The sequence below is a fragment of the Lentzea guizhouensis genome, from assembly GCF_001701025.1.
Taxonomy (GTDB): Bacteria; Actinomycetota; Actinomycetes; order Mycobacteriales; family Pseudonocardiaceae; genus Lentzea; species Lentzea guizhouensis.
In genome coordinates this window covers 6,790,442-6,808,100 of record NZ_CP016793.1, presented here as the reverse complement: position 1 = coordinate 6,808,100, position 17,659 = coordinate 6,790,442, and the positions used below count along the sequence as shown (strand labels likewise).

General features: G+C 72.4%; 22 protein-coding genes and 2 pseudogenes. 4 read left to right on the top strand and 20 right to left on the bottom strand.

Annotated elements, in window-relative coordinates; translation table 11 throughout:
- Both BBK82_RS32935 and BBK82_RS32930 read right to left on the bottom strand, forming a co-directional pair.
- Entirely contained in the window at nt 1-663 is a 663-nt protein-coding gene (locus BBK82_RS32935) for a hypothetical protein (RefSeq protein ID WP_065918468.1), read from the bottom strand.
- Between the two features lies 1 nt (nt 664).
- Nucleotides 665-988: a plasmid stabilization protein gene (locus BBK82_RS32930; protein ID WP_065918467.1), complete on the bottom strand. Its 324-nt coding sequence runs from the start codon at nt 986-988 to the stop codon at nt 665-667.
- A gap of 70 nt (nt 989-1,058) precedes the next feature.
- On the opposite strand from BBK82_RS32930, the gene BBK82_RS32925 reads away from it, so the two are divergent.
- The 3 genes from BBK82_RS32925 to BBK82_RS32915 are packed head-to-tail and all read left to right on the top strand — an operon-like array spanning nt 1,059 to nt 3,663.
- Nucleotides 1,059-2,246: a cytochrome P450 gene (locus BBK82_RS32925; protein ID WP_065918466.1), complete on the top strand. Its 1,188-nt coding sequence runs from the start codon at nt 1,059-1,061 to the stop codon at nt 2,244-2,246.
- On the top strand, nt 2,243-3,067 hold the full coding sequence (locus BBK82_RS32920) for an SDR family oxidoreductase (RefSeq protein WP_065918465.1): 825 nt from the start codon (nt 2,243-2,245) through the stop codon (nt 3,065-3,067). The genes BBK82_RS32925 and BBK82_RS32920 overlap by 4 nt, the downstream gene beginning before the upstream one ends.
- A complete protein-coding gene (locus tag BBK82_RS32915) occupies nt 3,067-3,663 on the top strand; it encodes a flavodoxin family protein (protein WP_065921528.1) in 597 nt (198 codons plus the stop codon). The genes BBK82_RS32920 and BBK82_RS32915 overlap by 1 nt, the downstream gene beginning before the upstream one ends.
- A 45-nt stretch (nt 3,664-3,708) precedes the next feature.
- Here BBK82_RS32915 and BBK82_RS54730 read toward each other — a convergent pair whose 3' ends face one another.
- From BBK82_RS54730 to BBK82_RS32865, 14 genes and pseudogenes are all read right to left on the bottom strand, one after another.
- Entirely contained in the window at nt 3,709-4,212 is a 504-nt protein-coding gene (locus BBK82_RS54730) for a phosphatase PAP2 family protein (RefSeq protein ID WP_237047699.1), read from the bottom strand.
- Nucleotides 4,209-4,876: pseudogene (locus BBK82_RS32905) on the bottom strand (SDR family oxidoreductase). The gene BBK82_RS54730 and the pseudogene BBK82_RS32905 overlap by 4 nt, the downstream one beginning before the upstream one ends.
- Entirely contained in the window at nt 4,877-5,419 is a 543-nt protein-coding gene (gene rfaE2, locus BBK82_RS56450; protein ID WP_335617997.1) for a D-glycero-beta-D-manno-heptose 1-phosphate adenylyltransferase, read from the bottom strand.
- A complete protein-coding gene (locus tag BBK82_RS56445) occupies nt 5,332-5,535 on the bottom strand; it encodes a hypothetical protein (RefSeq protein ID WP_170068002.1) in 204 nt (67 codons plus the stop codon). The genes rfaE2 and BBK82_RS56445 overlap by 88 nt, the downstream gene beginning before the upstream one ends.
- Entirely contained in the window at nt 5,532-5,906 is a 375-nt protein-coding gene (locus BBK82_RS56440; RefSeq protein ID WP_083268304.1) for a hypothetical protein, read from the bottom strand. The genes BBK82_RS56445 and BBK82_RS56440 overlap by 4 nt, the downstream gene beginning before the upstream one ends.
- Nucleotides 5,867-6,130, bottom strand: a complete 264-nt coding sequence (locus BBK82_RS56435) for a hypothetical protein (RefSeq protein WP_083268303.1) — start codon at nt 6,128-6,130, stop codon at nt 5,867-5,869. Before BBK82_RS56435 ends, BBK82_RS56440 begins: the two co-directional genes overlap by 40 nt.
- Nucleotides 6,127-6,702, bottom strand: coding sequence for a D-sedoheptulose-7-phosphate isomerase (locus tag BBK82_RS32895; RefSeq protein ID WP_065918464.1), 576 nt, complete (start codon nt 6,700-6,702; stop codon nt 6,127-6,129). The genes BBK82_RS56435 and BBK82_RS32895 overlap by 4 nt, the downstream gene beginning before the upstream one ends.
- Nucleotides 6,699-7,910 carry a glycosyltransferase gene (locus BBK82_RS32890; RefSeq protein WP_065918463.1) on the bottom strand — a complete coding sequence of 404 codons (1,212 nt, stop codon included), beginning with the start codon at nt 7,908-7,910 and terminating at the stop codon, nt 6,699-6,701. The genes BBK82_RS32895 and BBK82_RS32890 overlap by 4 nt, the downstream gene beginning before the upstream one ends.
- On the bottom strand, nt 7,907-8,770 hold the full coding sequence (locus BBK82_RS32885) for a glycosyltransferase (RefSeq protein ID WP_065918462.1): 864 nt from the start codon (nt 8,768-8,770) through the stop codon (nt 7,907-7,909). The genes BBK82_RS32890 and BBK82_RS32885 overlap by 4 nt, the downstream gene beginning before the upstream one ends.
- Nucleotides 8,767-9,033 carry a glycosyltransferase family 9 protein gene (locus tag BBK82_RS56430; protein WP_335617995.1) on the bottom strand — a complete coding sequence of 89 codons (267 nt, stop codon included), beginning with the start codon at nt 9,031-9,033 and terminating at the stop codon, nt 8,767-8,769. Before BBK82_RS56430 ends, BBK82_RS32885 begins: the two co-directional genes overlap by 4 nt.
- Nucleotides 9,034-9,141: 108 nt before the next feature.
- Nucleotides 9,142-9,726, bottom strand: a complete 585-nt coding sequence (locus tag BBK82_RS56425; protein WP_335617994.1) for a glycosyltransferase family 9 protein — start codon at nt 9,724-9,726, stop codon at nt 9,142-9,144.
- Nucleotides 9,723-10,238, bottom strand: a complete 516-nt coding sequence (locus BBK82_RS32875; RefSeq protein WP_065918461.1) for a D-glycero-alpha-D-manno-heptose-1,7-bisphosphate 7-phosphatase — start codon at nt 10,236-10,238, stop codon at nt 9,723-9,725. The genes BBK82_RS56425 and BBK82_RS32875 overlap by 4 nt, the downstream gene beginning before the upstream one ends.
- A gap of 62 nt (nt 10,239-10,300) precedes the next feature.
- Nucleotides 10,301-11,293 carry an NAD-dependent epimerase/dehydratase family protein gene (locus BBK82_RS32870; RefSeq protein ID WP_065918460.1) on the bottom strand — a complete coding sequence of 331 codons (993 nt, stop codon included), beginning with the start codon at nt 11,291-11,293 and terminating at the stop codon, nt 10,301-10,303.
- Entirely contained in the window at nt 11,290-11,685 is a 396-nt protein-coding gene (locus BBK82_RS32865; RefSeq protein WP_065918459.1) for a ChaB family protein, read from the bottom strand. Before BBK82_RS32865 ends, BBK82_RS32870 begins: the two co-directional genes overlap by 4 nt.
- A gap of 46 nt (nt 11,686-11,731) precedes the next feature.
- Between BBK82_RS32865 and BBK82_RS32860 the strand changes: the two are divergent.
- Nucleotides 11,732-13,076 (top strand): annotated as a pseudogene (locus tag BBK82_RS32860) (aldehyde dehydrogenase family protein).
- On the opposite strand, the gene BBK82_RS32855 reads toward BBK82_RS32860, so the two are convergent.
- Genes BBK82_RS32855 through BBK82_RS32840 form a run of 4 tightly spaced genes read right to left on the bottom strand, consistent with a single transcriptional unit; the run spans nt 13,060 to nt 17,658 of the window.
- Nucleotides 13,060-14,259 carry a UDP-glucose dehydrogenase family protein gene (locus tag BBK82_RS32855; protein WP_065918458.1) on the bottom strand — a complete coding sequence of 400 codons (1,200 nt, stop codon included), beginning with the start codon at nt 14,257-14,259 and terminating at the stop codon, nt 13,060-13,062. The pseudogene BBK82_RS32860 and the gene BBK82_RS32855 sit on opposite strands and share 17 nt — an antisense overlap.
- Nucleotides 14,211-15,086: a glycosyltransferase family 9 protein gene (locus BBK82_RS32850; protein WP_065918457.1), complete on the bottom strand. Its 876-nt coding sequence runs from the start codon at nt 15,084-15,086 to the stop codon at nt 14,211-14,213. Before BBK82_RS32850 ends, BBK82_RS32855 begins: the two co-directional genes overlap by 49 nt.
- Complete coding sequence (locus tag BBK82_RS32845; protein ID WP_065918456.1) at nt 15,083-16,066, bottom strand: glycosyltransferase family 2 protein; 984 nt, start codon at nt 16,064-16,066, stop codon at nt 15,083-15,085. Before BBK82_RS32845 ends, BBK82_RS32850 begins: the two co-directional genes overlap by 4 nt.
- Nucleotides 16,063-17,658, bottom strand: a complete 1,596-nt coding sequence (locus BBK82_RS32840; protein WP_065918455.1) for a carbamoyltransferase family protein — start codon at nt 17,656-17,658, stop codon at nt 16,063-16,065. Before BBK82_RS32840 ends, BBK82_RS32845 begins: the two co-directional genes overlap by 4 nt.
- Nucleotide 17,659: the final 1 nt, after the last annotated feature.

Below are 17,659 nucleotides of genomic sequence, written 5' to 3'. Positions count from 1 at the left end.
CTAGTTCCTGGGAAAGCGGGTGCTGATGGGCGCGACACCGCGCCGGCCGATGCGTCCGAGTGCCACGCCGAACGCGGTGACGAGGACGGTGGCCGCGGCGACGCCGGTGATGATCGACCAGAGGAGGCCGGCTCCGAGCAGACCTGCCGCGGCACCGGCGATGGCGCCGCCGACGAGGCCGTTGACGAGGTTCACCAGGCCGGCGACGCTCAGCGCGGTGCCGATCAGGCGCGGCCGGCGGGCGTTGCGCCAGGCCGTCTGGCCCGCGTCCACCTCGACGCCGAGCGTGTCGTCGTGCACCTGGCGGACGAAGACGTCCCTGGTGGCCGGTTCGATGTCGCCGTACATGTGCCGGATGCGGTTGATCCCGAGGCCGGCCTGGACGTCCTCGACGCCGAGCTCGACCGAGCGCAGCAGCGTGGCGAGGCCGATGAGGAAGAGGCCGGAGCAGATCACCAGCACCAGCGTCAGCAGCACCGGCAAGGGCACCAGCTGGGCGACGAACCCGAGCGCGATCATCGACGCGGAGATCGTGGTGAGCAGGTGGCCCGCTCGGCTGGACGCGTCGGCGATGGTCGCGCTGCGCACCATCTGCAGCGTGTAGTGCTCGGTGGTGAGGATCGTCAGCGTGGCGCTCTTGTCCTCGATCGTGGTGGGTGGCACGTCAGTGTCCGAGGGCGTTGGCGAGCTCCTTCTTGGTCATCGTGGAGCGGCCCTTGACGTCGCGCTGCCTCGCCTCGTTGTAGAGCTGGTCGCGCGTGGGGCCCTGGGAGCCGCTGTGGGACCGCTGCCCGCCGCGCTGCTGCGGCGACTTGTCCTTGGTGGACGACCGGCTGGCCGTCTTGGACTCACCCGACTGGGCGCGGTTCTTGTTCACCGTGCGCGCGGCGATCTCCTTCGCCCGCTTGGGTGACTCGCCACGGCTGCGGGCCGAGTCCTCGATGTGTTCGTACTGGCGTTCACGTTTTGCGTTCGATCCGCGTGGCATGATGACCTCCCATCGGGCGAATACCCTGACTCCAACCGATTCACACGCACCCGAGCGGGTAGTCGTCGACATGGCCATCTCTTCACGACTCGACACCGCGCGCGTGTTCGCGACCGTGTTGCTCCCGACACTCGCGAAGGGCGTCATCGTCCGCAGGCCGGGCGTGATGGCGCTCGCCGAGAAGACCCAGTCCGACTCCGCCGCCATCGCCACGATGCGGCACCTGCGCGACCGCTACGGACCGGAACCCGTGCGGCTGCGCGTGACCGGCCGCAGCATCGCGGTGCTGGTGGACCCCGCCGACGTCGGGCGGTTGCTGCGCGAGTCACCGGAGCCGTTCGCGTTGGCCACCAAGGAGAAGAAGGCGGCCCTGCGGCACTTCCAGCCGCACGGCGTGCTCATCTCGGAGGGTGCCGAGCGGGAACGGCGGCGCGACCTCAACGAACGCGCGCTGCGGCCGGAGAACGTGCCGGTCGAGGCCGTCGTGCGCGACGAGGCCGACCTGCTGGTCCGGCACGTCATGAGCAACGGTGAGCTGACCTGGGACGGGTTCAGCCAGACCTGGTGGCGGATCGTGCGCAGGGTCGTGCTCGGCAACGCCGCGCGCGACGACGACCAGCTCACCGACGACCTCAAGGCGCTGCGGCAGAACGCGAACTGGGCGTTCCTCCGCCCGCAGCAGCGTGGCCTGCGCGAACGCTTCCAGCGCCGGCTCGACGAGCACCTGGCGCGCCGCGAGCCCGGCAGCCTGGCCGCCTTCCCCGGTGACCTGTCCGGGCAGGTGCCGCACTGGCTGTTCGCGTTCGACGCGGCAGGGATCGTGACGATGCGGGCGCTGGCCGTGGGCGGCAGCGGGATGCGCGGTGTGCTGGAGTCGGCCCGGTTGTGGCCGACCACGCCGGTGATCCTGCGGGAGAGCACGATCGCGACCCGCTGGCACGGCACCTGGTTGCCGGAGAACACCGAGTTCGTGGTGTTCACACCGTTCTTCCACCGCGACCCCGACCGGTTGCCGTTCGCCGACCGGTACGCGCCGGAGCTGTGGGACGAGGTGCGCGACCCGGCGATCGTGCCGTTCAGCGCGGGCCCCGGCGAGTGCCCCGCCAGGGACCTGGTGCTGGTCACGGCGAGTGCGATGCTCGACGCGCTGACCGAGCACCTCACGTTCGCCGGTGTGCTTGACGAGCCGCTCCCCGCGACGCTCAACCACTTCACGCTCCGCATGGGCGCGACGCCGGTGGGTACTCGCGTCCCATGACCACCGCACCCCTGCCCCAGGACCGGGCCGGTGCGCCGCTGCGTGCGGTCGTGACCGGCGCGGACTCCGGCATCGGCAAGGCCGTCGCCGTCGCTCTGGCCAGCGGCGGGGCCGACGTGGGCATCACGTTCCACGAAGACTCCGACGGCGCCGAGCGCACCGCCACCGAGATCCGCGACAACGGCGGCCGGTGCGCCGTGCGCCGCCTCGACCTCACCGACCTGCCCACCTCCGCCGCCGTCGTGGACGAGCTGGCGCAGGAACTGGGCGGCCTCGACGTGCTGGTGAACTGCGCGGGCACCGGCAGCAGCGAGAAGGCCCTGGACATGTCCTACGACAAGTGGCGCCAGGTGCTCTCGGTCGACCTGGACGGGGCGTTCCTGTGCGCCCAGCGCGCCGCGAAGCACATGATCGCCGGAGGTCGTGGCGGCCGGATCGTGAACATCACGTCGGTCCACGAGCACCTGCCCCGCGTGGGTGCCGCGCCGTACTGCGCCGCGAAGGCCGGGCTCGGCGCGCTGACGCAGGTGCTCGCGCTGGAACTGTCCGAACACGACATCACCGTCAACTCCGTGGCACCGGGCGAGATCTCGACACCGATGACCGGTCAGGAGGACGTCGACCCGCGCACCGAGTCGCGCCCCGGCGTGCCGCTCGGCCGGCCGGGTCACGCAGGCGAGGTCGCCGCGGTGGTGGCGTTCCTGACCACACCCGCGGCCGGGTACGTCACGGGCTCGTCGTTCGTCGTGGACGGCGGCATGTCCCTGATGGGTCCGCAAGCCAGTCAACTGCTCGCCGACGAGAAGTGGAGGCAGCCCTGATGCGTGCCGTGGTGCTCAACTGCACCCTCAAGAAGTCGCCCGACCAGTCCAACACCGACCTGCTCGCCCAGGTCGTGATCGACGAACTGGTCGAGAAGGACGTCGAGGTCTCCACCTTCCGGTTGGCGGACCTGGACATCCCGCCGGGCGTGACCACCGACCTCGGTGACGGCGACGAGTGGCCGCGCATCCACGACGCGCTCCTGCAGGCGGAGATCCTGGTGTTCGCCACGCCCACGTGGGTCGGGCGGCCGTCGTCGCTGGCGCAGCGGGCGCTGGAGCGGATGGACGCGATGATCTCCGAGACCGACGACCAGGAGCGGCCGGTGGCCTACAACCGGGTCGCGGGTGTGGTCGTGACCGGCAACGAGGACGGCGCGCACCACGTGATCAGCGAGATCGCCGGCGGGCTCGGCGACATCGGCTACACGATCCCCGGCCAGGCGTGGACGTACTGGAACCGCGGTCCCGGCCCCGGACCCAGCTACTCGGAGACCGACGAGGGTCACGAGTGGTCGGAGAACACGGGTCGCACGATGGCGGCGAACCTGCACGCGGTCGCCACGGCGCTGGCGGAGCGTCCGATCCCGGCCTGAACGGCGAACAGCGCCTGAGCCCGGTCCGCACGACGCGGGCCGGGCTCAGCGCTTTCGCCGCAGCACGCCCCACACGACCCAGACCAGCCCGCCGAGTGCCAACCCGCCGATGACGTCGGTGGGCCAGTGCACCCGTGTGCGCAATCGGCTGTAGGCGACCAACAGCACCAACGGCGTGACGAACGCCCCGGCCGGCGGGTCCTCCACCGCGATGACGGTGCCGAACGCGGCAGCCGTCATCGCGTGTTTCGAGGGGAACGACGAGGAGCGCGGGTGTTCCGGCAGCGCGAGGCGGGCGGGCAGCGTCGAGTGCGGCCTGCGCCGGTGCACCACCAGGCTGACCAGGTGCCCGAGCGGCATCGCCACGACCGCCGCGAGCAACGCGCGCCCAGCGGCCTGCTTCCTGCCGGTCAGCGCCACGATCCCGGCGACCGGCAACCACAGCAGGCCGCCGCGCGCGGTCAGGCTGGCCGCCACCACCAGGTGGTTCGGGCGCCTGGCCGGTAAGAACTCGCTGTCCCTCTGGGAGTCTTCGTCCAGCTCGTTCACGGCCAGGAGGGCTCCTCGGCGTGGGCGATCACGAGCTCGCGCACCTCGCAGCCCGGTGGCTGGCTCAGTGCGAACAGGATCGCGGCGGCCACCCGGTCCGGCGGGTTCAGCTGCTCCAGGTCCTTCGGCCGGTACTGCTCCGTGCGGTCGTCGAAGAACTTCGTCCGCATGCCGCCGGGCACGATCAGCGTCACGCCGGTGCGGCCCGCCAGCTCCGCGGCGAGTGCGCGGGTGAAGCCGACGACACCGAACTTCGAGGCGCAGTACGCCGTGGCGTCGCTGACCGCCTTCAGCCCGAGGGTGGACGCGACGGTCACCACCCGGCCGCCGTCCAGGTGCGGCAGGGCGGCGCGGATCACGGCCGCGGTGCCGAACAGGTTGACCCGGACGACGTTCTCCCACTCGTCGGCCGGTACCTCCGCCAGCGTTCCGCACCGGTCGATCCCCGCCGCGGTGACGACCGCGTCCAGGCCGCCGTTGCGCTGCGCGAGCACCGCCACGGCCTGTTCGGCCGCCCGGCCGTCGCGAGGTCGACGAGCTCGAAGTCGTGCGCGTTGTCAGGCGCGGACTTGTCCAGCACCAACGGTTTCCCGCCCGCCTCGCGCACCGCGTCCACCACGGCCGCGCCCAACCCGGACGCGCCACCGGTCACCAGCACCTGCATCTAAGCCCTCCTCGACAGGATCTCGGTCGTCGAATGACCGCGGTGGTAGGGCACGACGACCGTGCGCCCGCCCCAGCGCCGCACCACGGCCGTCTCCGGCAGCAGCTCGGCGGTGTAGTCACCGCCCTTCACCCAGATGTCCGGGCGCAGCCGGCCCAGCACCTGTTCCGGGGTGTCCTCGCTGAACACCACCACGTCGTCCACGGACGCCAGCGCCTTCAGCACCTCGATCCGCTCGGCCTGGCCGTTCACCGGCCGGTGCTCGCCCTTGAGCCGGCGCACCGACTGGTCGGAGTTCAGGCACACCACCAGGCAGTCGCCCAGCGCCCTGGCCGCCGCCAGCATCCGCACGTGGCCGGGGTGCAGGACGTCGAAGCAGCCGCCGGTGGCGACCACGACCCCGCCCCGCTTGCGCACCGCGTCCACAGTGGACGACGGCTGGGCGCGCATGCCGGTCACCCCGCCCGCCGCCAGGAACTCCGCCGCCTGGCCACCGCGTCGCGGCGTCGTCGGGTGCGGCGCCCTGCGCCAGTCTCGTCGCACGCGACGGCGAACCGGTCCCCCGCACCGCACGGGTCGGCCGCCGCGACGGCGGGTGCGGGCACGGCGACCGGTGTCCCTCCGCAGTGGAGCAACGCGCCGGACTTCCCGAGCGTCACGACCACGGCCTGCGCCTGCCACCTCTCCCGCAGGGCGGCCTTTCGGCGTCCGCGGTACCGCTGAACGCGGTGGCCTCAGGCAGGTTCGGGGTCACGAGCCGGGCGCCCGGTGTCGGCTGCCCGCGCGGTTGCGGGTCCCAGACCACCGGCACGCGGGTGAGCACCGAGCGCAGGCGTTCGTCGCGGAGCAACCCGCGGCCGTAGTCGGAGGCGAGCACGAAGTCCGCGGCCAGCACGGCGTCGAGCATGTCGTCGCTCACCTGCGGCGGCGGTCCGCCGCCACCGCGGTCGACGCGGGCCAGTGACGTGCCGCCGCTGCGCAGCCGGGTCTTCACCGGCACCGGTCCCGACCGCCCGAACAGCGCGGGCACCTCGACGAGCCCAGCCGCCCGGCCTCGTCGTCGGACACCGCGCTGACCAGCGTGACGTCGACGCCGTCGCGGGCCGCCATCGTCGCCGCCAACGCCGCGCCACCGGCACGCGCGTGTTCCTCGGCCACGTCCAGCACGGGTGCGGGCGCGTCCGGGCAGACCCTGGTGACGGTGCCGTCGACGTCGATGTCGAGCAGGGCGTCACCGACCACGACCAGCTTCACGACACCCTCCGCCCGACGACGGGCAGCGCCGCCTCGAAGGCCTCGCACACCGCGTGCACCACCACGAGCTGCGCTTCCTGCACGTGGCACGGATCGCCCGGCAACGCCAGCGTGTCGTCGGCCAGGGCTGCCAACGGGTTCGGCAGCTCCCCGGTCAGCGCCCACACGGTCGCACCGGCCACCCGGCCCGCACGTGCCGCCTCCAGCAGGTTCGGGCTCTTGCCGCTCGTCGACATCAGCAGCACCACGTCATCAGGCCGTGCGTGGGCGAGCACCTGACGGGCGAACACCTGGTCGTAGCCGTAGTCGTTGGCGATCGCGGTGATGCTGGACGTCTCGGCGTTCAACGCCAACGCCGCGAAGGGCCGGCGGTCGTGCCGATAACGGCCGACGAGCTCCGCGGTCAGGTGCTGGGCCTCGGCGGCGGACCCGCCGTTGCCCGCGGCGAGCAACCGGCCGCCTGCCGACAGCAGGTGGGCGAGGCGCGCACCCCAGCGGTGCACGCGCGAGGCCTGGGCCTGCAGACCCGCCAGGGTGTGGTTCAACCCGGCGAGGTGGCTTTCGAGGGTCATCGGGCGACCGCCATCCGCGTCGTGGCGCGCAGCCCGTTCACGAGCGCGCCGTAGATGAGCTCGGTGCGGGCGGCGACCTGGTCCCAGGTGTACCTGGCCTCGACCCGGTCGCGGCCGGCGATGCCGTACGCCATCCTGCGGGACGGGTCGGCCAGCAGTGTGCGCAACGCCCGGCCGAGGGCACGCGGGTCACGCGGAGGCGTCAGCACACCGGTGACGCCGTTGACCACGGTGTCGGTGAGACCACCGACCGCCGACGCGACAACCGGCACACCACACGCCATGGCCTCCAACGGCACGATGCCGAACGGTTCGTACCAGGGCACGCACGCCACGACGTCGGCGGAACGCAGCAACGCGGGCATGTCCGCGCGGGCCACCTGACCGATCAGGCGCACGCGGCCGGACACGCCGAGCGACTCCGCGATCGCGGTCAGCCGCCGTGCCTCCGGGTCCGCGGACAGGTCCGCCGAGCCGCCCGCGATCACCAGCTCTGCGTCCGGCACGAGCGGCAGCGCGGCGATCAGGTCGGCGAAGCCCTTGCGGGGCAACAGCCTGCCGACGGACACGATGCGCTGCCGATCGGACCGCTCCGCCGCCGGGCCCGCGACGTCGAACAGCTCGGGGTCGACGCCGCAGGGCACGACGGTGATCCGGTCACGCCGCAGCCCCATGGCGAGCAGCTCGTGCACCTCGTCCTCACAGGTCGCGGCGATGACGTCGGCCTCGTGGCCGACCAGCCGCTCCACCGCGGTCCGCTGGGACGGGCTGGTGTCGTCCGCGCCCTGGTGGCGCTGCTTGACCGTGCCCAGCGCGTGGTAGGTGTGCACGATCGGGACCCGCGACCGTCTGGCCGCCAGCACCGAGGCGAGGCCGGACATCCAGAAGTGGCTGTGCACCACGTCCGGCCGCCGTTCCTGCCAGTCCGCCAGCAGGACCCGGCCGAACTCCGCCATGTGCGGCAGGAGCTCGTCCTTCGGCAGCTCGCCCGGTGGCCCGGCCGGCACGTGGACGACGTCGTAGCCGTCCTCGGTCCGCATCCGGTCGGGCAACGCCCCGCTGTCGCGGCGGGTGTGGACGACGACGTCGTGACCGCGGCGGACCAGAGCCGCCGCGAGTGACGCGACGTGCACGTTCTGGCCTCCCGCGTCCGCGCCGCCCAACGCCGCAAGCGGACTGGCGTGTTCAGAAACCATTGCGATTCTCATCCGACCCACACCTCCTTCAGCACCACGTCCCAGTTCCGCAGGAACGCTTCGAGCCCGTACCGCGACAACGCCCATTCCCGAGCGCGTTTGCCCTTCTCCTGCGCGAGAGCCGGATCGGCCATCAGCTCACGCACCGCGCGCACCAACTCCTCCACGTCCGTCGACACCACACCGGCTTCCGGTGGCACCGCGCGCACGGCTTCCGTGCACGCCAGCGCGACCACCGGCATGCCGATGTGCATGGCCTCCAGCAACGACAGGCCCAGGGACGTCCACCGCGGCGTGTGCACGTAGACCCGGCGACGGGCGAGCTCCCGGTGCAGCGACGGGAGGTCGTGGTCCCCCATGCCGCCGATCTGCTCGGTGCCCATGCCGAACACGTCGATCGGGTCGAACCGCGGCAACAGGTCGGTGCCGACGATCCGGCCGCGCCGCACCGGTTCGTTGATCACGGCGGCCGCGCGGGGCAGCTCGCCGGTGTAGAGCGGACCGGGGTCGACCACGCCGTGCTCGATGACGATCGTGCGGGTGGTGCCGCAGTCCCACATCAGGTCGTTGAAGTGCGTGACGTGGACCAGGGTCCCGTCCCAGTCGGCCATCGGGTGCCGCTCGCCGGGCGCCTTGGGCGTGTTGTGCTCCAGGTACACGACCGGAATCCCGCGAGGTACCAGCGAAAGCTCGTCGACGTTCTGCACCACGGCGACATCCGGGTCCACAGTGGACAACTCGACCTCGCGGGCCGACCAGGGCCGCCCGGCCAGGCCGATGCCCTCGGGTGGGCCCGGTAGCAGGTACTCGTGCCCTCCCTGGACGAAGGAATGCGTCCACGAGCCGTGGACGTGCCACAGCAGGATCCTCACACCGTCACCTCCGCGACCGCCGCGACCACGGTGGCCGGGTCGACCGAGTCCAGGCACGGGTGGCCGGGGACCGGGCACTCCCGCGCCCTGCTCCCCCGGCACGGCGCGTCCTGGTCTCCGAGCAGCACGTGCTTGCCGTGCGGTGCCCACCGGACAGCGGGCACCACCGGCGCGAACAACGACACGACCGGAGTGCCGACCGCGACCGCGAGGTGGGCGGGGCCGGTGTTGCCGACGACGACCGCGTCGGCGGCGGCCAGCACCGGCCAGCTCGCGAAAACTGGTGCGCGCCCAGGTCGAGCCCGCACGCCGGCGACGTGCTCGGTCAGCCCGGCTCGCCGGTCCCGGTCACGACCCGGTGCCCGCGGCGGTCAGCGCGACCACCGCCTTGGCCCCGGTCCGGCGACCAGGTGGGGAGCCGTCGCACCGGGTGCACCACCACGTACGGGGGTCCAGATCGGGCCGGGCGGGTCCACCACGGCCAGCCGGCCGTCGTCACCCTCCGGCAGCGCGAAGCCCGCCGCACGAGCGACCTCCAAGGCCCGCAACGCCTCCGGCACGTCCGGGTCGTCGCGCAGCCGCACGTCCAGCAGCGAGCCGGGGTAGTCGGTGGAGCGCGCCACGATCCGCGGCACGCCGGCCAGCCGCAACAACAACGCCGTGGGCAACGGGCTCTGGTGGAACGAGGTCAGCACCAATGCCACGTCGACCCGAATGCCGTGCACCAGCGCGATGACCGCCTCGATGTCGACCGGTCGCACCTCGGACGCCGGGTGGACGATCCACGGGCACTCCCACTCGACGATCCGGCTCACGCCCGGCAGCAGCTCCGCCGCCCTGACGCCGTTCGGCCCGCACAGCACCACGACCTCGCCCGCGGTCGCCGCCGCACGGATCGCGGGGCCGGCCAGCAGCACGTCGCCGTCGCTGTCGAGGCGCGCCACCAACGTCCTCATCGGACCAGCTCCAGCACGGCCAGCAGGTCGTCGGCGGTGCGCGGGGCGCGCGCGACCTCGTCGGCCCTGGTCACCTCGGTCGGCACCAGCAAAGACACCGCACCGGCGGCCTCCGCCGCTTCCACGTCGGCACCGATGTCGCCGACCATGAGCGTGCGGTGTGGACTGACGCCGAGCGCCTCGCACGCGGCCAGGACCAGGCCGGGAGCGGGCTTGCGGCACGCGCAGCCCTCGTCGGGCGCGTGGGGGCAGATCTGCCAGGTGCCGAACCTGCCGAACAGCTCGTCGACCCGCGCGTTCACGGCCGCGACCTGCTCGTGGGTGAGCAGGCCGCGGCCGATGCCGGACTGGTTGGTCACCACGCCGGTGCGCACGCCCTGTGCGCGCAGTTCGCGCAGCACCTCGCGCGCACCCGGCATGGGTGTCACCACACTCGGGTCGCCGTTGTACGGGACGTCCCGGATCAGCGTGCCGTCGCGGTCGAAGAGGACCGCGTCGAAAGTCCCGTCCATAGAGGAGATTTAGCCGAGAAACGCCGCTTGAAACGCTACTCGGCGAAGCGGTTCTCCCCTCCTCACAGGACCGGGCTGGCGTCGACCTCCTGACCGGCGCCGATGCCCCGGACAAGTGCTTGAAGTGCTTCGCGCGACCCGATCGCGGGCTCCCAGCCGAGCTCGTCCCGCGCCCGCGAGGCGTCGAGCAGCGGTGATTGCAGCGCGAGGTCGATCCAGCCGGGCGGAGTCGGTTGCAGGCGCAACATCCAGGACACGTTCGCGATGAGACGCATCAGCCGTGCCGGTACCGGAACGTGCCGGCCTCCGAGCACCTCGGCGAGAACACGGGGAGTGACGACCGGGTCGGCGACGAGGTTCACCGCGCCCTGCGGGCGGTGCCGCAGGATCCGCACGAGCCCGTCGGCGACGTCGTCCGCGTGGACGAACTGCAGGACCATCCTGCGCGGCAACGGCAAGATCGGGATGCGGTGCCGGAAGAGCCACCGCGGCACGAGGCTGCCGAGGAAGTAGTCGCGGATCTCGGACCCGGCGTCGGCCTGCAGGATCAGCCCCGGCCGCGGCCTGGTGACGAGCAGCTGGGACTCGAACTGGCCCAGCAGGTGCTCCACGGCCGCCTTGTGCCTGCTGTAGAACGACGTCCGCACGCCCCTGACGGGCCACGACTCGTCGACCCGCAGACCCTTGTCACCCGGTGAGTACGCGCCGACCGAGGACATGTGGACCAGGTGCCCGACGCCGGCCTCGACCGCGGCGGTGAACACGCGGGCCGACCCGGCGACGTTCGTCCGGTACAGCGCGCGGTCGTCGTGCGACGGCTGGATCATCCACGCGAGGTGCACCACCGCGTCGGCGTTCTCGAACGCGGCCGCGAGCACCTCCTCCGCGCCCGGCCGGCCGACGTCGACGGGGGTCCACCGCACCCCGCGGTACGGCTCCTCGTTCGCCGGGCGGCGGCGGGAGATGCCGTGCACCTCGATGTCGGACTCCTTCGCGAGCCTGCGCAGCAGCGCCGTGCCCACGTTGCCGGTCGCGCCGGTGACGACGACCTTCACGACCGGGCCTTCGCGGTCGCGCGGTTGTTGGCCTTGCCGATCGCGTCGACCAGCTCGTCCTTGCTCATCCGGGACCTGCCCTCGATGTCGAGCCGCTTCGCCAGGTCGTAGAGGTGCTGCTTGCTCGCGTTCGCGTCCACCCCACCGGCCGTGTCGCCCTGGGCCGGGGTGCTGCGTTCGGCCTGCGGGTCGGACGGACCCTTCTCGTCCTTGGCCTCCCAGTGGTCGCCGACCTTCTCGAAGCTGTGCTTGAGCGCGGAGAAGGCGGTGCGGTGCGCGCGTTCCCCCTCGCCGTAGGTCTCGACGGCCGAGTCGTGCGCCTTGATCCACGTCCGCTGGGCCTTCTTCGACGAGCGCGCCACCGTGCTGGGCAGTTCCTCGCGTCCGGGCATGGGTCTCCTCCAGGTTTCTCCCTGCTCACCGGGGTACCCGACGGACATGACCGCCATGCACGCCATCGATGTCCACAGCCCCCTCGACGACCAGTTGGTCGGCTGGCTGCCGGCCGCCGGCGAAGACGACGTGACGGCCGCGCTCGCCGCCGCTCGCACGGCCCAGGTGTCCTGGGCGGCGTTGCCGGCGGCCGAACGCGGGGCCGCGGTCGCCGCGGCCGCCGCGGAGCTGAGAGAACGCGAGCGACCTGGCGGCCGTCGTGGAGACCGAGACCGGGCGGCCGTTCGCGTCGGCGCGCGAGGGCGTGCTGGCCGGTGCCTCGACGCTGGCGCAGTACGCCGAGCTCGGACCGGTCCACCGCGGCCGGTCGCTGCTCGGCACCGCGGTCGACTTCATGATCCCGGAGCCGCGCGGTGTGGTGGCGGCGCTGACGCCGTGGAACGACCCGGTGGCGGTGGCGTGCGGACTGCTCGGCGCGGCGCTCGTCACCGGCAACACCGTGGTGCACAAGCCGAGTGAGCGCTGCCCGCACACCGGCCTGCTGCTGGACACCGTGCTGCGCCCGCTGTTCCCGTCCGGTGTCCTGCAGACCCTCACCGGCGACGGCACGGTCGGCGCCGCGCTGGTGCGCGGTGACGTCGACGTCGTCGCCCACGTCGGCAGCACGGCGACCGGGCGGGCGATCGCCGCGTCGTCGAAGGCGAAGCTGTTGCTGGAGAACGGCGGCAACGACCCGTTGCTGATCGATGACGACGTGGACCCGAAGTGGGCGGCGGCGCAGGCGGCGCTGGGGGCGTTCACCAACGCCGGTCAGCTGTGTGTTTCGGTCGAGCGGATCTACGTGCACAAGGCGATCGCGGCACCGTTCCTGGAGGAGCTGTGCGTGCTGGCGCGGGAGTGGAACGAGCAGCCGCAGCCGTTGGTCGACGTCCGGCACCGCGAGTTCGTGCACACCCAGATCGCCGAAGCGGTCACGGCGGGGGCGCGGGCGCTGGTCGGCGGCGAGATCCCGGCCGGCCGCGGCGCCTACTACCCCGCGACCGTGCTCACCGACTGCACGTCCGCCATGCGGATCATGTGCGAGGAGACGTTCGGCCCGGTGGCGCCGGTGCAGCTGGTGCCGACGTTCGACGACGGCCTGGCCGAGGCGTGCTCGGGTGAGTACGGCCTCGCCGCGACCGTGCTCACGAACTCCATGGAACACGCCTCCCGCGCGTGGCGGACGTTGCCGGTCGGCACGGTGAAGGTCAACAACGTCTTCGGCGGCGCCCCCGGTGGCGCCGCCCAGCCTCGTGGTGCGTCGGGCACCGGGTTCGGCTACGGCCCGGAGCTGCTCGACGAGATGACCACCGTCAAGGTCGTGCACATCGGCGTCAGCGGCCAGTCCTGACGAGCCGGAACCCCGCCTCGGTCACCTTGTCCTCCGGCACGACGCCGCGGGTGTCGAGGATGACCGGGGTGGCGGTGTGCCCGGCGAGCTCCGGCCAGTCCAGCTCGGCGAACTCCGGCCATTCGGTCAGCACCACCAGCACGTCGGCGTCCCGCGCGGCCTCGACCGCGCTCGTGCGGACCTCGATCCCGTCGAGGTCGCCGGTGACGCACGGGTCGTAAGCGGTCAGCCGGGCGCCCTCCTGGCCGAGGAGCTCGGCGATCTTGAGCGCCGGCGACTCGCGCAGGTCGTTGGTGCCGGCCTTGAACGTGAGACCCAGCAGACCGATCTTCTTGCCCCGCAACGCCCCCGTCTCGGCCCTGACCCGGTCGACGACCCGCCGCGGCTGGTGGCCGTTGGTGGTCAGCGCACCCTCCAGCGTCGGGAACTCGACACCGGCCTCCGCCGCCGTCGCCAGCAACGCCCTGGTGTCCTTCGGCAGGCACGACCCGCCCCAGCCCGGTCCCGGCTCCAGGCAGGACCCGCCGATCCGGTCGTCGAGCCGCATGCCCTCGGTGACGCCGTCGATGTCCGCGCCGAGCCGCTCGCACAGCTCCGCGAGGGTGTTGACGTAGGAGAGCTTGAGCGCCAGGAAACAGTTGCTGGCGTACTTGACCACCTCGGCAGTCGTGTTGTCGGTGACCACAACGGGTGCGCCCGTCGTCTCGTACAACGCGGCCACCTCACGCGCGAGCCGCTCGTCCTGCGCGCCGACCACGATCCGCTGGGGATTCAGGAAGTCCTCGACGGCGTGCCCCTCCCGCAGGAACTCCGGGTTCGACACCACACCGGGGTACTTCGCCGCCGTGCCCGCCGGGACCGTGGACTTCAGCACGAGCCGGCAGTCCGGTGGTGCCGCGGTGACGACGGACTCCACGACGTGCGTCGGCACGCAGACGAACGTGAAGTCCACATCGGACATCGCCTGCGCGGTGTCGGTGACGAACTGGAGCCGGTGCGCGTTCTTGACGACGAGCTCCCGCAGTCCCGGTTCGTGCAGACCGATCTCACCGGAGGCCAGCGCCTCGACCTTCGCCGTGTCGGTGTCCGCGCACACGACGTCGTGCCCGAGCTCGGCCAGGCACGCCGCCGTGGTCAGACCGACGTAACCCGCGCCGACGACTCCGATTCGCTGGGGCTGCACAGCACACCTCCTACCGCGTCGAGGACTTCGGCCGCCGAGATCTTCAGCAGGCCGGGATCAGGTTCTTCCGCGAACGTGTCGCCGGTGCCGCCGTGCCAGAGGACGTGGTGCGGGCCGTGCCGCGGACCCCACTGCCGCGGCGAGACCGGGCCGAAGAGCAGGACCGACGGGGTGCCGTAGGCGGTGGCGACGTGGGCGACACCGGTGTCGCCGCAGATCAGCAGGCGTGCGGTGGCGACGAGGTCGAGGAGTTCGGCGAGGGTGCCGGAGAACGGGGTCGGCGAGATCCGGCGGGCGAGGTCGAGCTCGCCGGGCCCGGCGGTGACGACGACCTCGATGTCCAGCTCCCCGGCCACCTCCGCGTACCTCTCCGCCGGCCACCTCCGCGCTCCCGTGCTCGCCCCGGGGTGGATCACCACCGTGTCCGTGCGCGGTCCGACCGGCGGCAGTGCCAGGTCGTCCGGGTCGCACGGAATCCCGTTCCGCTCCAGCAGCTCACACCACCGGACCACCTCGTGCCGATCGTCGTCCCACGTCTCGTGCGTGATCAACCGGTGCGGTCTGGTCTCCCGCAACAGCTCGACGCTCTGCGGTCCCTTCCCGTGCAGGTTCACCGCCAGATCGGGCCGGTCGAACGCGATCGGCGCCAGCTCGGCCGTCGGCAGCAACCGGTCGACGGCGTCGATCCGGTCCACGAGATCACGCAGCCACTCCGGCGCGGCGAGCGTGATCTCCGCGTCCGGGAACGCTCTCCGCAGCCCGCGCAACGCCGGCACGGCGGTCAGCAGGTCGCCCAAGCCGAGCGCCCGCAGCACGAGCACCCTCATCGTCCGGCCCGCCGCGACCCCGGCTCACTCCGCCGCACGCTCGGTCCGTCCCGCCGGCTTCGCAGCTCGTCCCACCGCACGTGCGCCGCACCCCTGCGCCACCGCAGCTCCCCCTGCAGCCGGTGCCAGCAGGCGACCGGCGGGATGGCCGCGCTCGTGACCACCATCTGCGCCACCTCGGCGGGGTCCCGGGGTCCCGGCAAGATCCGCTGCACCGCGAACCGCCCGGTCAACCCGGCCCACACCAGGCCCAGCGCCACACCCGCACGCCGCAACCCCACAAGTCCACAAAGGACCGCACCCAGCCCGGCGGCGGTGGTCACCAGGTGCTCGCGCAACCGACCAGGACGGCCGCCGATGCGCGCACGCCAGCCGGGACCGAGCAACCGGCGCATCAACGCGTCGTCGGCGTTGCCCCGTTGCTGCTGGACGCTGGTGAAGAACGTCGCCGGCTTGACCGGGTGCGTGGTGATCCGGTCACCGCGCACGATCCGGTGTCCGAGGTCCTGCACCCGCACCGCCAGCTCGGCGTCCTCGCGGTAGGCGCGCGGGAACCGTTCGTCGAACCCGCCCGTCCGCTGCAGGACCGACCGCCGGTACGCCATGTCCGCGGTGATCCACAGCGCGTCGGCGAGACCGGCGGTGCCGCGTTCGGCGTCGGTCGGCCGTCGGTTCGACGGCAGCGGCACGATGATCCTGGCCTGGGTGGCGGCGACGTCGTCGGCCAGCCCCTCCAGGTCGCGGGCGAGCTGGGCCTTCCAGTCCGGTGGCAGCACGACGTCGTCGTCGAGGAACGCCACCCAGTCGCCGCGGGCCGCGCGCCACCCGGCGTTGCGGGCCGCGGCGGGGCCGAGCCTGGTCTCGCTGTCGTCAACGACGATGACCTCGCACGGCGCCGGGCCCTGGTCGTTGTCCAGCACCTCGAGCAACGGGGACAGGCCCGCCCGGCCGATCGTGGGGATCACGACGGAGTAGGTCATCGGCGCACCACGAACGGTCCGATGGCGAGCAGGTCGACCGGCGAGGAGCCGAAGCACTCCAGCGCGTCGCGCGGGGTGTCGACCATGGGGCGGCCCGCGGTGTTGAGGCTGGTGTTGACGACCACCGGCACGCCGGTGAGCTTCTCGAACCCGTGCAGCATCCGTTCCAGCAACGGGTCGCCGGCGACGGTCTGGGCCCGCGCGGTGCCGTCGACGTGCACGACGGCCGGAATCCGGTCGGTCCACTCCGGACGGACGTCGTGCACGAACAGCATGTACGGGCTGGGGATCGGCCCGCGGGTGAACACCGAAGAGGCACGGTCCAGCAGCACCATCGGCGCGACGGGGCGGAACTGCTCTCGGCCCTTCACGTCGTTGAGCCGGGTCAGGTTCTCCGGGTAGCACGGGTTCGCGAGCAGCGAACGCCGTCCCAAGGCCCGCGGCCCGTACTCGCTGCGGCCCTGGAACCACGCCACGATCTTGTTGTCCGCCAACGCTTGCGCCACCTCGGCGGCGACGTCGTCCGGTCGTTCGTAAGGCACGGCGGCGGTCTTGAGCACCGACTCGATCTCGGCGTCGGAGAAACCGCGGCCCAGCGCGGCGGTCGGCATCGGCTCCACCGCGTCCGTGCTCACGTGCAGGGCCGCACCCAGCGCGGTGCCGGCGTCACCGGCCGCGGGCTGCACCCACACCTCGTCGAACGGGCCCTCGGCGAAGATCCGGGTGTTGGCCACGCAGTTCAGCGCGACCCCGCCCGCCATCGCCAGGCGGCGCTCACCGGTGTGCTCGTGCAGCCACGAAGCCAGCTCCAGCAGCACTTCCTCCACGCGGACCTGCACGGACGCGGCCAGCTCCGCGTGCTCCGACGACAGCTCCTCGTCACCGGAGCGCTTCTTGGCCAGCACGTTCCAGTCGAGCGGCTTGATCTCGAAACCGCCGTCACGCACCACCACGTGCTCGCGCAGCAGGTCGAGGTGCACCGGTTTGGCGTGCGAGGCCAGCGCCATCACCTTGTACTCGTCGCTGGACCGCAGGAAGCCCAGGTGCTCGGTCAGGTCCTCGTAGAACAACCCGAGCGAGTGCGGCAGCTTCTGCGCCGCCAGCGTCGTGAGCTCCTGGTCGACGTACCGGCCGGCCAGGTGCGACCCGCACTCGCCGCGGCCGTCGGCCACCAGCACGGCGCAGTTGCCCGCGAACGGGGCGGCCAGGCCGGTGGAGGCGGCGTGGGCGACGTGGTGCGGCACGAACCGGACGATGTCCGGGTCGAGACCGGGTAGGACGGTCGCCAGGAACTGCGGTGCGCGCCGCACGTACTGCGTCCGCAGGTCCTCCCACGGCGCGTACTCGGCGTCGACCAGGTCCGGGTCGTAGGAGTAGGCGACGGCGTCGAGGTCCGCCGCCGTCAGCCCGGCCTGCTCCAGGCACCAGCGGGCGGCCAGTTCCGGCTGCTCCCACGCGGAGAACGGCACCGGCCGCTTGCCGTGCTTGCGGCGGGAGAACCGTTCCTCCTCCGCCGCCGCCACCGTCCGCCCGTCGACGACGAGCGCGGCGGCCGGGTCGTGGAACACCGCGTTGATCCCGAGGACTCGCATG

Bases quoted from the DNA above. Each gene is read 5' to 3' on its own strand.
- BBK82_RS32865 (WP_065918459.1), bottom strand. From the start codon at position 11,685: ATGCCCGGACGCGAGGAACTGCCCAGCACGGTGGCGCGCTCGTCGAAG.
- BBK82_RS32915 (WP_065921528.1), top strand. From the start codon at position 3,067: ATGCGTGCCGTGGTGCTCAACTGCACCCTCAAGAAGTCGCCCGACCAG.
- BBK82_RS32930 (WP_065918467.1), bottom strand. From the start codon at position 988: ATGCCACGCGGATCGAACGCAAAACGTGAACGCCAGTACGAACACATC.
- BBK82_RS56425 (WP_335617994.1), bottom strand. From the start codon at position 9,726: ATGAGGACGTTGGTGGCGCGCCTCGACAGCGACGGCGACGTGCTGCTG.
- BBK82_RS32925 (WP_065918466.1), top strand. From the start codon at position 1,059: ATGGCCATCTCTTCACGACTCGACACCGCGCGCGTGTTCGCGACCGTG.
- BBK82_RS32840 (WP_065918455.1), bottom strand. From the start codon at position 17,658: ATGCGAGTCCTCGGGATCAACGCGGTGTTCCACGACCCGGCCGCCGCG.
- BBK82_RS32920 (WP_065918465.1), top strand. From the start codon at position 2,243: ATGACCACCGCACCCCTGCCCCAGGACCGGGCCGGTGCGCCGCTGCGT.
- BBK82_RS32850 (WP_065918457.1), bottom strand. From the start codon at position 15,086: ATGAGGGTGCTCGTGCTGCGGGCGCTCGGCTTGGGCGACCTGCTGACC.
- BBK82_RS32845 (WP_065918456.1), bottom strand. From the start codon at position 16,066: ATGACCTACTCCGTCGTGATCCCCACGATCGGCCGGGCGGGCCTGTCC.
- BBK82_RS32890 (WP_065918463.1), bottom strand. From the start codon at position 7,910: ATGAGAATCGCAATGGTTTCTGAACACGCCAGTCCGCTTGCGGCGTTG.
- BBK82_RS32895 (WP_065918464.1), bottom strand. From the start codon at position 6,702: ATGACCCTCGAAAGCCACCTCGCCGGGTTGAACCACACCCTGGCGGGT.
- BBK82_RS32875 (WP_065918461.1), bottom strand. From the start codon at position 10,238: ATGGACGGGACTTTCGACGCGGTCCTCTTCGACCGCGACGGCACGCTG.